We start from the raw sequence: 12,537 nt of genomic DNA, 5'->3' as shown, positions 1-12,537 counted from the left end.
AAGGACGGCAGTCCGTTGTACGAAGGCGTGGTCCAGGACCTCATCGACGAGCTGGGGCGGCTGCCCGGCGTCGGTCCCAAGAGCGCGCAGCGGATCGCCTTCCACATCCTGCAGGCGGAGCCGACGGACGTGCGGCGGCTCGCGCACGCCCTCCTGGAGGTCAAGGCGAAGGTCCGCTTCTGCGCGACCTGCGGCAACGTGGCGCAGGAGGAGTTGTGCGGCATCTGCCGCGACCCGCGCCGCGACCCGAGCTGCATCTGCGTCGTGGAGGAGCCGAAGGACGTCGTCGCGATCGAGCGCACGCGTGAGTTCCGCGGCAAGTACCACGTCCTGGGCGGCGCCATCAGCCCGATCGAGGGGGTCGGCCCCGACGACCTGCGCATAAGGGAACTCCTCGCTCGGCTCGCCGACGGCACGGTCACGGAGCTGATCCTGGCCACCGACCCGAACCTGGAGGGCGAGGCCACCGCCACGTACCTCGCCCGCATGATCAAGCCCATGGGCCTGAAGGTCACCCGCCTGGCCAGCGGCCTCCCGGTGGGTGGCGACCTGGAATACGCGGACGAGGTCACCCTCGGCCGCGCCTTCGAGGGGAGACGACTCCTAGATGTCTGACGCCACGCTGCACGCGACCGGCCCGAACCCGGACGACTTCGCGGTCCAGATCGCGGACCAGGTGGAGAGCTTCCTGGTGGCCGTCACCGAGGTGGCCAAGGGCGACGAACCGGGCTCGGCGGTCCCCTTCCTCCTCCTGGAGGTCTCCCAGCTCCTGCTGGCCGGCGGCCGTCTCGGCGCGCACGAGGACATCGTCCCCGATGAGCGTTACGAGCCCGACCCGGGCTTCGAGCCGGACGTGGACGACCTCCGCGAGAACCTGGCCCGCCTGCTGGAGCCGGTCGACGTCTACTCCGAGGTCTTCGACCCCTACGAGCCCCGCAAGGCCCCCGTGCCGGCCCGGATCTCCGACGACCTCGCCGACGTCATCGCCGACCTGCGCCACGGCATGGTCCACTACCGCGCGGGCCGCATCACCGAGGCCCTGTGGTGGTGGCAGTTCTCCTACTTCTCCAACTGGGGCTCCACGGCGTCGGCGACGCTGCGCGCCCTGCACTCGGTCCTCGCCCACATCCGGCTGGACCAGCCCCTGGAGGAGCTGGACGGCCTCGACACCGACCAGTCCCCCCTGGGCGACGAGACGTTGGAGTTCGAGGCGGGCCGCGTGATGGCCCAGGAGATCGGCGGACAGCTGGGCGTGCGGCCCCACCCTTAGGGCCTGTCCCCGGTTTCCCGTCTGCCCCGCGACGCCCGGCACGGGTGCGCGAGGCGGACGGGCGGGCCCGCGAAGCGGTCGCCCCCGGGTGGAGGGGACGGCGTGTCAGAGGGGCACGGCCGTCCCCGTGACGCGGATCCCGCTGTCCCGTCCGGCCGGCACGAAGACCGTGAGGGTGCTCGGGCGGCCCATGTCGGCGCCCTGGTGGATCGTCAGCGTCGCGGGCGACGGGACGAGTCCGAGCTCGCGCAGGTATCCGCCGAAGGCGGCGGCCGCCGCGCCGGTGGCCGGGTCCTCGACGACCCCGCCGGGCGGGAACGGGTTGCGGGCGTGGAAGACGGTCGGGGACTCCCGCCACACCAGGTCGACGGTGGTCCAGTCCCGGCGGGCCATGAGGGCGGCCAGGGCGGGCATGTCGTAGTCGAGGGCGGCCAGCCGGCCGCGGTCGGCCGCGGCGACGACGGGATGCCGGGCCCCGGCGTAGGCGACGCGGGGCGGCAGGGCCGGGTCGAGCTCGTCGGCGGACCAGCGCAGCGCCGACAGCAGCGCCGCCAGATCGTCGTCGGCGAGGGGCTCGGTGTGCGGGGTGACGCTCACGAGGGTCGCCACCGTGCTGCCGTCGTCGGCCACGTCGGTGGTGACGGGGACCTTCCCGACGTTCGTGTGCAGGACCAGCGTGCCCGTCCCGTGCCGCTCGGCGTGGGCGACCGCCGTGGCGATCGTCGCGTGGCCGCAGAACGGCACCTCGGCGAGCGGGCTGAAGTACCGGACGGCCAGGCCGCCTTCGTCGGACGGCACGGCGAACGCCGTCTCGGAGTAGCCGACTTCGGCCGCCGTCGCCAGCATGGTCTTCTCGTCGATGCCGGTGGCGTCGAGCACCACGCCGGCGGGGTTGCCCCCGGCCGGGTCGGCGCTGAACGCGACATAGCGCAGAACCTCCATGGGGCGACCGTAGCGCAGCCGCTCGCGGGCCGTCCCGCCACCGGCTCCGGCCGAGAATTGGGAGGGTCTTAAACGTCCCCTGTACGGCAGCTGCACGGGCCCTAACCAGCCGGACGCGAGTCTTGAGTCATCCCAACAGCAGCAAGACGCACAGGAGTTGCGATGACCCGCAAGACCCGCATACGCGCCGCCCTCGTCACCGCCACCGCCGTCGTCACCGCGGCCACGGTGTCGGTCGGAGTCAGTGCGGCCGGCCCCGAGAAGCCCTCGAAGCCCAGCAAGAAGCAGATCGCCGCCCTGTTCGACGGCTGGAACGCCGCGCTGCAGACCCGTGACCCGCAGGTCGTGGCCGACCGCTACGCCAAGGACGCGGTCCTGCTGCCCACCCTCTCCAACAAGGTCCGCACCGACCGCGCCGGCATCGTGGACTACATGGAGCACTTCCTCCAGAACAAGCCGGTCGGCAAGAAGATCGAGACGCACATCAACGTCCTCGACGGCAACTCCGCCCTCGACAGCGGCGTGTACCAGTTCACGCTCACCGACCCCGCCACCGGCAAGAAGAACGTCGTCGAGGCCCGTTACACCTACGAGTACGAGAAGCGCGGCGGCAAGTGGCTGATCGTCAACCACCACTCGTCGGCGATGCCGGAGAGCTGACCGCCCCGGATCACCCCGCCCGCGGGGCCGCCCGGAGCGTGAAGCACACGCGCAGGCCGCCCCCGGGAGCGTCCTCGAGGCGGACCGTCCCGCCGTCGTCCGTCACCAGCTGTCTGACGACGGCGAGGCCGAGCCCGGACCCGGAGCGTCCGGTGAGGCCCTGACCGCGCCAGAAGCGGTCGAAGGCACGGGACTTCTCCGCGTCCGACATGCCCGGCCCCTCGTCCTCCACCGACATGAGCACTTCGCCCGCCGCGGACTCCAGCCGGACGGTGATCCCACCGCCGTCCGGCGACACCTCCAGGGCGTTCGAGAGCACGTTGTCCAGCACCTGGTCCAGGTGACCGGGGCTGGCCAGCACAGACGGCCGGCCGTCGACACCACTCCCCCTGAGCGCGATGGTGACTCCGCGCTCGTCGGCGGCCGGTCTCCACACCGTCAGCCGTTCGGTCACGATGTCCTTCAACGGCAGCGGCTCCGCAGCCGTCACCTTCGCCTCGGCGCGGGCCAGCACCAGCAGGCCGTTCACCAGCCGGCTCATGCGGACCACCTCCGCCGTGGCCTGCTCCACGTCCTCACGGACGAACTCGTCGTCCACCCCGTCCGCGATGTTGTCCAGCGACAGCCGCAGCGCCGTCAGCGGGGTCCGCAGCTGGTGCGAGGCGTCCGCGACGAAGATGCGCTGCGAGGCGACCAGGGTGTCCAGGCGCTCCGCGCCCTGGTTGAGGGTGCGCGCCAGGGTCTGGGTCTCCGGCGGTCCCGTCACCGGGGATCGCGCGGTGAGGTCGCCGTCGCTGAACCTGCTCGCCATCGAGTTGAGCGCGCGCAGCGGTGCGGTGATCCGGCGGGCCGCGTACGCGCCGATCGCGGCCGCCGCCCCGAGGACGAGGACGGCGAGCCCGGCGCGGAAGCCCCAGATGCTCCACAGCCGCCGGGTCATGTCCGAGGTGGAGTACACGATCCGCACGGCCGCCTCGCCCTGGGCGGGCACGGTGATCGTCAGCCGGTCGCCCCAGATGAAGTCCGAGCCCCAGTCGGTCGTCGGCTGGTCGTGCCGCACGGCCCGGGTCAGCGCCGGGCCCGGGGCGGGCGCCGGCAGGTCGGGGGTGCAGCTCTCGGTGGGGGTCACCTGGACGTCTCCGGGCGTCCCCTCGCCGTACGCCTCGGCCACCTCGGTCAGCGCTTCGCACGAGATGCGGTCGCCGTTGCCCAGCAGCAGCGCCATGGTGTCGGCCTCGCGCTTGACGGACAGCTCGGTGTCGTCGCGCAGCTGCTTGGTGAGCGTGAAGGCGACCGGCACCGTGAACAGCAGGATGGCGACCGCGACCAGCAGGATGTAGCTGCGGATGAGCTGGCGGTTCATGCGGACTCGGCGTCCTCGACGATCTCCAGCCGGAAGCCGACCCCGCGCACCGCCGCGATGGCCACCACCCCGGCGAACTTCCGCCGCAGCGCCGCCACGTGCACGTCCAGCGTCTTCGTGGGGCCGAACCAGTTCGCGTCCCAGACCGCTTCCATGATCTGTTCCCGCGACATCAGCGCCCCCGGCTCCTCGGTGAGGAAGGCGAGCAGGTCGTACTCCTTCGGCGCGAGCGGGATCTCCGCGCCGTCCACATGGACGCGGGCCGCCTTGCGGTCGATGGTCAGGCGCGCTCCGTAGCGGTCGACGGGGACCCCGGCGGCGGTGCGCGGCTGCACGCGCCGCATCACCGCGCGGATCCGGGCGATCACCTCGCGCACCCCGAACGGCTTGGACACGTAGTCGTCGGCGCCCAGCTCCAGTCCGACCACCCGGTCCGTCTCGTCGCTGCGGGCGCTGATCACGATGATCGGCACGCCTCCGCGCTCGCGCAGCGCCTTGCAGACGTCGAGGCCGTCGGTGTCGGGCAGCCCGAGGTCCAGCAGGACCACGTCGTAGGGACCGGGGTGGGCGAGGGCGGCGGCGCCGGTGCTCACCCAGTCGACCTCGAAGCCGTACCGCTTCAGTCCGCGTCGGAGCGACTCGGCGACCGGCTCGTCGTCTTCCACCAGGAGTACGTGCACGCTCGCACATTAGTCCTTGAAACTTAATTCACAGCTATCACCGGCGCGAGAGTGGGCAGGGACCACCACAGCGCCCGGCCGGCATCTCACCATGCGGTATCCCGGAGGTGGATTTCGGGCGCTCGTTAGACTGAGCCGACCGCAGTACAAGGGCGTATGTGCGGAAAGAGACAAACTGAGCGAGGAGCGCACGTGGGCCTTGTCGTGCAGAAGTACGGAGGCTCCTCCGTAGCCGATGCCGAGGGCATCAAGCGCGTCGCCAAGCGGATCGTGGAAGCGAAGAAGAACGGCCACCAGGTGGTCGTCGTCGTTTCCGCGATGGGCGACACGACGGACGAGCTGATCGATCTCGCCGAGCAGGTGTCACCGATGCCCAGCGGCCGGGAGTTCGACATGCTGCTGACCGCCGGAGAGCGGATCTCCATGGCCCTGCTGGCGATGGCGATCAAAAACCTGGGGCACAGCGCCCAGTCGTTCACCGGCAGCCAGGCAGGCGTCATCACCGACTCGGTCCACAACAAGGCCCGGATCATCGACGTCACGCCGGGCCGCATCCGGACGGCGCTGGACGAGGGCAACATCGCGATCGTCGCCGGGTTCCAGGGCGTCAGCCAGGACAAGAAGGACATCACCACGCTCGGGCGCGGCGGGTCCGACACCACGGCCGTCGCCCTCGCCGCCGCGCTCGACGCCGAGGTGTGCGAGATCTACACCGACGTGGACGGCGTGTTCACCGCCGACCCGCGTGTGGTGAAGAAGGCGCGGAAGATCGACTGGATCGCCTTCGAGGACATGCTGGAGCTCGCGGCCTCCGGCTCCAAGGTGCTGCTCCACCGCTGTGTGGAGTACGCCCGCCGCTACGACATCCCGATCCACGTCCGCTCGTCCTTCAGCGGGCACGAGGGCACGTGGGTCAGCAGTGCACCGATCGAGCAAGGGGACAAGCCGGTGGAGCAGGCCATCATCTCCGGTGTCGCGCACGACACCTCCGAGGCCAAGGTCACGGTCGTCGGCGTGCCGGACAAGCCGGGCGAGGCCGCCGCGATCTTCCGCACGATCTCCGACGCCGAGATCAACATCGACATGATCGTGCAGAACGTGTCCGCGGCCTCCACCGGGCTGACGGACATCTCCTTCACGCTGCCCAAGGCGGAGGGCCGCAAGGCCATCGACGCCCTGGAGAAGAACAAGTCCGGCATCGGCTTCGACTCGCTGCGCTACGACGACCAGATCGGCAAGATCTCCCTGGTCGGCGCGGGGATGAAGACCAACCCGGGCGTCACGGCCGACTTCTTCACGGCCCTGTCCGACGCGGGCGTCAACATCGAGCTCATCTCGACGTCCGAGATCCGCATCTCGGTCGTGACCCGCGCCGACGACGTCAACGAGGCCGTGCGCGCCGTGCACAGCGCCTTCGGACTCGACTCCGACAGCGACGAGGCCGTCGTCTACGGGGGCACCGGGCGTTGATCTCGGCAACGCGCCGACCGACGCTCGCGGTCGTGGGGGCGACCGGGGCGGTCGGCACGGTCATGCTGCGGATCCTGTCCCAGCGGGCCGACGTCTGGGGTGAGATCAGACTCGTCGCCTCGCCGCGCTCGGCCGGCCGCAAGCTGGCCGTGCGCGGCGAGGAGGTCGAGGTGCTGGCCCTGTCGGAGGAGGTCTTCGACGGGGTCGACGTCGCCATGTTCGACGTGCCCGACGAGGTCGCGGCGCAGTGGGCGCCCGTCGCCGCCGCCCGCGGCGCGGTCGTGGTGGACAACTCCGGCGCCTTCCGGATGGACCCGGAGGTGCCGCTGGTGGTGCCCGAGGTCAACGCGCACGCGGTGCGGGTCCGGCCGCGCGGGATCGTCGCCAACCCCAACTGCACCACCCTGTCGATGATCGTCGCCCTGGGCGCGCTGCACGCCGAGTACGGGCTGCGCGAGCTCGTGGCGTCCTCGTACCAGGCGGTCAGCGGGGCCGGCCGGGCCGGGGTGGAGACGCTGCGGGAGCAGATCGCCATGGTCGCCGGCACCGAGCTGGGCACCCACCCCGGCGACGTGCGGCGGGCCGTCGGCGACCGCACCGGGCCCTTCCCCGAGCCGGTGGCGCTGAACGTCGTCCCGTGGGCGGGGTCGCTGCGCGCGGACGGCTGGTCCTCCGAGGAGATGAAGGTGCGGGACGAGACCCGCAAGATCCTCGGCCTGCCCAAGCTGCCGGTGGCCGTGACCTGCGTCCGCGTGCCGGTCGTCACCGGGCACTCCGTCACCGTCCACGCCCGCTTCCAGGACGCGGTCACCGTCGAGGGCGCCCGCGAGATCATCGCGACGGCCCCCGGCGTCGTCCTCTTCGACAACCCGGCGGCGGGCGAGTTCCCCACCCCCGCCGACGTGGTCGGCACCGACCCGACCTGGGTGGGCCGGGTGCGGCGGGCCCTCGACGACCCGACGGCGCTGGAGCTGTTCGTGTGCGGGGACAACCTGCGCAAGGGGGCCGCGCTGAACACCGCCCAGATCGCGGAGCTGCTCGCGGCCGAGCTGTCCTGAGGCGGCGGAGCCGGCCTGCGGCACGGGCGTCGATCGCAGCCGCGCGCAATTGTAGGATCTTTCAAGCAATGTGAGCCGGTCGACGGTCCGAACCACTTGTATCGGCCACCTTGCGCATCCGAAGATTTCCTCCCCGCTCCGCGCAACCGTGCGCAGGGCGGGGAGCGTCTTTGCCGTCACCCTCAGGGGTGCGCAGACGTGTGAACGATCACAGCGTCCCCGGCGCGGTGGCCGCTTACGGGGACGCGTGGTCCGGGCGTGGGGACGCCCGTTCCTATGGGACACAGGGGAAGAGCGGGACACATGAGACGGGTACGCGTGACCTTGGCCGACGCGAACGTGACGCCGAACGCGTACAACCCCTCAGGGGGGACGTGCGTCCAACTGGCGTGGCAGAGGTACTCGAACTCCCTGTGGCGCCCCGCGGCGCGGCCCTGCGGCCGCCGCTCGGCGTCCTCCGCCCGCGTGCGTCCGGCACGGCCGGCGGCATGCCGGTGATCGCGCCCATGCCCGCAGCGCGGCCCACCCGCGTCCCCGGTCAGCGCGACGGCCTGGAAGAGGCCGAAGGCGCGGCGGTCGTCGGCACCACCGTCGACCACCTCACCGAGACCTACCGGGCGCACTACCGCTCGCTGCTCGGTCTCGCCGCCCTCCTCCTCGACGACACCGCCTCCTGCGAGGACGTCGTCCAGGAGGCCTTCATCCGCGTCCACTCCGCACGCAAACGCGTCCGCGAGCCCGAGAAGACCCTCGCCTACCTGCGCCAGACCGTCGTCAACCTCTCCCGCTCCGCGCTGCGCCGCCGCATCCTCGGCCTGAAGCTGCTGTCCAAGCCGATGCCGGACATGGCCAGCGCGGAGGAGGGCGCCTACGACCAGCTGGAGCGCGACTCGCTGATCAAGGCGATGAAGGGCCTGCAGCGCCGGCAGCGCGAGGTCCTCGTGCTGCGCTACTTCGCGGACATGACGGAGGCGCAGGTCGCCGAGACCCTCGGCATCTCCCTCGGCTCCGTCAAGGCGTACGGCTCGCGCGGCATCGCCGCCCTGCGCGTCGCCATGGAGGAGCCGGCGTGAGCGGGGGAGCCGAAGAGCGTGGACCCCACGGGGGCCACGACGAACAAGAGCGCGACGAGCCCCCCGCGCGGCGGCAGCCGACCGCCTCGCCGCGCACACACGAGCCGAAGCCATCGCACGCTGGGAACTCAACCGTGAACCACCACCTCGACGACCAGGGCCCCGAAGGGCTCGACTCGGACGAGCTGGCACTGCGCCGGATGCTCCACGACGTCGTCCAGGAGATGGAGCCGCGCGACGGCGCCCTGGACCACCTGCGGCGAGCCGTCCCCGTCCGCCGGGCCCGCAAGCGGCAGGCGGCCGTCGGCATGGCGGCCGCGGCCCTCTTCCTCGGCACCGCCGTCCCCGCCGTGCTCCATGTGTCGAACGCGGGCGGCTCCGACGCCAACCCTTCGATCGCCGGCCAGGCCTCACAGGCGCAGGGGGGCGCCGATCAGGGGAAGAACCCCGACGGCGGCTCCTCGGGCAAGGTCGGCGACTCCTCCGGCGGCACCGGTGAACAGGGCAAGGGCGGCGCCACCGACTCCGGCCAGGGCAAGGGCTCCTCGGGCACTGCCTCCAGCGGCGCCGGGCCCACCTTCTCGGCCCCGGCGACCGCGCCGCCCTGCACCCCGGCCCAGCTCGAGGGCGGCGCGCCCACCGTCGCCGTGCCCGACGCGGCGGGCATCGTGTACGGCGCCTTCCGCGTGCAGAACTCCTCCGCCGCCGGCTGCAGCGTCCGCGGCTCCGTCGCCCTGTCGTTCGACGTCCAGGGCGCCGCCGACGCCGCCAGGATCACCGTCGTGGAGCACGCCTCGGGCGACGCCGCGGCCGCCCTGCCCGACCCTTCCCTGTACGTTCCGCAGCTCACCCTCGCACCCGGCTCCGCCTACGAGGTGAAGTTCGCCTGGGCGCCCTCCGAGACCTGCCCCACCCCGGGCGGCTCCGGCGGCGACGGCGGCGGCTCCGCGTCCCCGTCGCCGACCCCCTCCGAACCGGCCGGCACCCCCGGCGACACGACCTCCGGCGCCTCGGCCCAGCTGTACACCGAGGACGGCACGGCCGGAGCCGCCGAAGGCAGCGTCGTCGTGTCCTACACGACCGGGGCCGGTGCGCCGACGCTCAAGGCGACGGTGCCGAACGCCTGCACCGGGACGATCTACCGGACGGGCGTGCTCGCCTCGTCCTGAACGGCCGGCGCGGCGACGTCCTCGGCAACGATCCCGAGGGCCGCGTCCCGGGCGAACTCCACCTCGCGGCGCAGCAGCCGGAACCACATGAAGACCACGAACCCGGCGAAGACGAACCACTCGCCGGTGTAGCCCAGGTTCTGGAAGGCCTTCAGGTCGAGCCCGCTGTTCGGGGCCGCGCTCACCGGCACCGTCGTCATCGGCGCGTCCGCCCGGGCGAGGGTGATCCAGGCGTCGTACAGGTCGTACGGCACCAGGTTGACCAGGGACGCGGCGCTGATCGCGGCGGTCTGCCCGGCCGGCAGGCCGCCCCGGGCGCTCACCCCGTTGTCGCCGGGCTGCTCGGAGGCCTGCAGCGCGCCGGTGACGGTGACCTCGCCGGCGGGCGCGGCCGGGGCCTTCGCGGCGTCGGCGGCGCCGGGCAGCCAGCCGCGCACCACGGGCAGCGCCTTTCCGGCGTCGGTGCGCAGCAGGGTCAGCACGTAGAAGCCGTCGCGGCCGTCCAGCTCCCGGCCCGGCACGAGCAGCTGGTCGCCGTAGCGTCCGCGGGCGGTGAGCTGCCTGCCGGAGGTCTCCTGGTCCACGGGAAGCAGCTCCGCCAGCGGACGCGCCGCCTCCGTGCGGGCCGAGGCGGCCTGCGCCTTCGCCTCGCGGTGACCGTCCACCCGCGACTCGAACCGGCTCAGCTGCCACGACCCCATGAACAGGCAGAAGGGGATGGCCAGCAGCACGAAGACGTTGATCCCCCACCAGCGGGGCGTCAGCAGGAACCGGTACACGCCGTCCACGGTACGGGGCGGACGCGGGCCCTCGCCGGGCGGGGGTGAGGCCCGAGGGTGCGAAACAGGTGGGAAGTCGGTGGGAAGTCCTGCACACGGTGACGACCGCGGCGTCTCATTGCCTGCGCGGACGGGCAATATGGGGCCATGACTGAGAGCAACGGGTCCGACGCACCCGAGCCGTACGAGGAGACGCCGGCCTGGGAGCAGCGGTTCCGCGCCGCGCGCGTCTCCCTGCCCGACTGGGCCGAGGACGCCCCCGACCACTCCCTTTTCGTGTCGAACGCGACCGGGACCTACGAGCTGTACGCCTGGGACCGCGCCACGGGCGAACAGCGCCAGGTGACCAACCGGGCCAACGGCACGACGGACGGCGTGCTCTCCCCGGACGGCGCGTGGATCTGGTGGTTCGACGACAAGGACGGCGACGAGTTCGGCGTCTGGCGCCGTCAGCGCTTCGAGGGCGGCGAGGACGAACTGGCCGCGCCGGGCCTGGACGCCTCCTACCCGGCCGGCCTGGCCCTCGGCCGCGACGGCCGCACGGCGGTCGTCGGGCGCTCCACGGACGAGGAGGGCACCACGATCCATGTCGCACGGGTCGGCGAGCCCCCCTTCGAGCTGTACCGCCACCGTGAGTCGGCGGGCGTCGGCGACCTCTCCCACGACGGCTCGCTGATCGCCCTGGAGCACACCGAGCACGGCGACGCGATGCACTCGGCGCTGCGCGTCCTGCGCCCGGACGGCGCCACGGTCGCCGAGCTGGACGACACCCGGGGCGGCGCCGAGGAGCTGGGCCTGGAGGTGCTGGGCTTCGCGCCGGTCGACGGCGACACCCGGCTGCTGATCGGCCACCAGCGCCGCGGCCGCTGGGAGCCCCTGGTCTGGGACGTGGCCACCGGTTCGCAGACGGACCTGGCCCTGGACCTGCCGGGCGACGTCAGCGCCGAGTGGTATCCCGACGGCTCGGGCCTGCTCGTCGCGCACAGCTTCGAGGCGCGCAGCGAGCTGTTCCGCTACGACCTGGCGAGCGCGCGGCTGGAGCGGATCCCGACCCCGCCCGGCACCGTCTCCGGGGCGACCGCCCGGCCGGACGGCAGCGTGGAGTACCTGTGGTCGTCGGCCGCGCAGCCGCCGGCCGTGCGCTCCACCGCCGGCGGCGTGGTCCTCGACCCGCCGGGCGCGAAGTCCCCGGGCTCGGTCCCGGTGCGGGACGTGTGGGTGGAGGGCCCCGGCGGCCGCATCCACGCCCTGGTGCAGCAGCCCGCCGGCGCGGAGGGCCCGCTGCCCACCGTCTTCGACATCCACGGCGGCCCGACCTGGCACGACAGCGACGCCTTCGCGGCCGCGCCGGCCGCCTGGGTGGACCACGGCTACGCGGTCGTGCGGATCAACTACCGCGGCTCCACGGGATACGGCCGGGCCTGGACGGACGCCCTGAAGCACCGGGTGGGCCTGATCGAGCTGGAGGACATCGAGGCGGTGCGGGAGTGGGCGGTGGGCTCGGGCCTGGCCGACCCCTCCCGGCTGATCCTCACCGGCGGGTCCTGGGGCGGCTACCTCACCCTGCTGGGTCTCGGCGTCCAGCCGGACGCGTGGACGCTGGGCATCGCGGCCGTCCCCGTCGCCGACTACGTCACGGCCTACCACGACGAGATGGAAGCCCTGAAGGCGATGGACCGCACGCTGCTCGGCGGCACCCCGGAGGAGGTCCCGGAACGCTTCGAGGCCTCGTCCCCGCTGACGTACGTCGACAAGGTGCGGGCCCCCGTCTACATCTCGGCCGGCGTGAACGACCCCCGCTGCCCCATCCGCCAGATCGACAACTACGTCGAGCGCCTCAAGGCCCGCGGAGCGGTGCACGAGGTGTACCGCTACGACGCCGGCCACGGCTCCCTGGTCGTCGACGAGCGCATCAAACAGGTACGCCTGGAACTGGAGTTCGCCGAAACCCACCTACGCTGACCACCCCCAGCCCCGGCCTTGAACCGAGCCTGAAATTCAGCCCCGGCGTTGAATCGAGCCTGAAATTCAGCCTCTCCGGCGTCTGAGGAGCGGGGGCCCGGGGGCGGAGCC

12 protein-coding genes are annotated in these 12,537 nt (G+C 72.5%); 8 read left to right on the top strand and 4 right to left on the bottom strand.

The window, feature by feature from the left end:
* The first annotated feature begins 15 nt into the window (after nt 1-15).
* Both recR and ABT300_RS08500 read left to right on the top strand, forming a co-directional pair.
* Complete coding sequence (gene recR / locus ABT300_RS08505; protein ID WP_057577883.1) at nt 16-615, top strand: recombination mediator RecR; 600 nt, start codon at nt 16-18, stop codon at nt 613-615.
* Entirely contained in the window at nt 608-1,270 is a 663-nt protein-coding gene (locus ABT300_RS08500) for a DUF5063 domain-containing protein (protein ID WP_351673403.1), read from the top strand. The genes recR and ABT300_RS08500 overlap by 8 nt, the downstream gene beginning before the upstream one ends.
* Before the next feature lie 105 nt (nt 1,271-1,375).
* Here ABT300_RS08500 and ABT300_RS08495 read toward each other — a convergent pair whose 3' ends face one another.
* Nucleotides 1,376-2,212 (bottom strand): PhzF family phenazine biosynthesis protein, encoded by an 837-nt coding sequence (locus ABT300_RS08495; RefSeq protein WP_351673401.1) that lies wholly within the window; start codon nt 2,210-2,212, stop codon nt 1,376-1,378.
* A gap of 162 nt (nt 2,213-2,374) precedes the next feature.
* On the opposite strand from ABT300_RS08495, the gene ABT300_RS08490 reads away from it, so the two are divergent.
* Nucleotides 2,375-2,872: an SgcJ/EcaC family oxidoreductase gene (locus tag ABT300_RS08490; protein WP_351673399.1), complete on the top strand. Its 498-nt coding sequence runs from the start codon at nt 2,375-2,377 to the stop codon at nt 2,870-2,872.
* A 10-nt stretch (nt 2,873-2,882) separates the two neighbouring features.
* Here ABT300_RS08490 and ABT300_RS08485 read toward each other — a convergent pair whose 3' ends face one another.
* A complete protein-coding gene (locus ABT300_RS08485; protein ID WP_351673397.1) occupies nt 2,883-4,235 on the bottom strand; it encodes a sensor histidine kinase in 1,353 nt (450 codons plus the stop codon).
* A complete protein-coding gene (locus tag ABT300_RS08480) occupies nt 4,232-4,915 on the bottom strand; it encodes a response regulator transcription factor (protein ID WP_351673395.1) in 684 nt (227 codons plus the stop codon). Before ABT300_RS08480 ends, ABT300_RS08485 begins: the two co-directional genes overlap by 4 nt.
* Nucleotides 4,916-5,107: 192 nt before the next feature.
* Here ABT300_RS08480 and ABT300_RS08475 point away from each other — a divergent pair, with 192 nt between their 5' ends.
* From ABT300_RS08475 to ABT300_RS08460, 4 genes are all read left to right on the top strand, one after another.
* Nucleotides 5,108-6,385, top strand: a complete 1,278-nt coding sequence (locus ABT300_RS08475) for an aspartate kinase (protein WP_351673393.1) — start codon at nt 5,108-5,110, stop codon at nt 6,383-6,385.
* Nucleotides 6,385-7,443: an aspartate-semialdehyde dehydrogenase gene (locus ABT300_RS08470; protein ID WP_351673500.1), complete on the top strand. Its 1,059-nt coding sequence runs from the start codon at nt 6,385-6,387 to the stop codon at nt 7,441-7,443. Before ABT300_RS08475 ends, ABT300_RS08470 begins: the two co-directional genes overlap by 1 nt.
* Before the next feature lie 389 nt (nt 7,444-7,832).
* Nucleotides 7,833-8,516, top strand: a complete 684-nt coding sequence (locus ABT300_RS08465) for a SigE family RNA polymerase sigma factor (RefSeq protein ID WP_351673391.1) — start codon at nt 7,833-7,835, stop codon at nt 8,514-8,516.
* A gap of 134 nt (nt 8,517-8,650) precedes the next feature.
* A complete protein-coding gene (locus ABT300_RS08460) occupies nt 8,651-9,685 on the top strand; it encodes a hypothetical protein (RefSeq protein WP_351673389.1) in 1,035 nt (344 codons plus the stop codon).
* On the opposite strand, the gene ABT300_RS08455 is transcribed toward ABT300_RS08460, so the two are convergent.
* Complete coding sequence (locus ABT300_RS08455) at nt 9,655-10,464, bottom strand: SURF1 family protein (protein WP_351673387.1); 810 nt, start codon at nt 10,462-10,464, stop codon at nt 9,655-9,657. The genes ABT300_RS08460 and ABT300_RS08455 overlap by 31 nt on opposite strands.
* A 147-nt stretch (nt 10,465-10,611) precedes the next feature.
* On the opposite strand from ABT300_RS08455, the gene ABT300_RS08450 reads away from it, so the two are divergent.
* A complete protein-coding gene (locus ABT300_RS08450; protein ID WP_351673385.1) occupies nt 10,612-12,426 on the top strand; it encodes a S9 family peptidase in 1,815 nt (604 codons plus the stop codon).
* Nucleotides 12,427-12,537: the final 111 nt, after the last annotated feature.

Source organism: Streptomyces sp. NPDC001027 (assembly GCF_040299045.1).
GTDB lineage: Bacteria > Actinomycetota > Actinomycetes > Streptomycetales > Streptomycetaceae > Streptomyces.
The sequence above is the reverse complement of the archived record's forward strand: the minus strand, read 5'-3'. Positions and strand labels throughout refer to the sequence as shown.

What these genes read in the sequence shown, in the direction of transcription:
- ABT300_RS08500 (WP_351673403.1), top strand. Translation starts at nt 608, where the DNA reads ATGTCTGACGCCACGCTGCACGCGACCGGCCCGAACCCGGACGACTTC.
- ABT300_RS08495 (WP_351673401.1), bottom strand. Translation starts at nt 2,212, where the DNA reads ATGGAGGTTCTGCGCTATGTCGCGTTCAGCGCCGACCCGGCCGGGGGC.
- ABT300_RS08490 (WP_351673399.1), top strand. Translation starts at nt 2,375, where the DNA reads ATGACCCGCAAGACCCGCATACGCGCCGCCCTCGTCACCGCCACCGCC.
- ABT300_RS08485 (WP_351673397.1), bottom strand. Translation starts at nt 4,235, where the DNA reads ATGAACCGCCAGCTCATCCGCAGCTACATCCTGCTGGTCGCGGTCGCC.
- ABT300_RS08450 (WP_351673385.1), top strand. Translation starts at nt 10,612, where the DNA reads ATGACTGAGAGCAACGGGTCCGACGCACCCGAGCCGTACGAGGAGACG.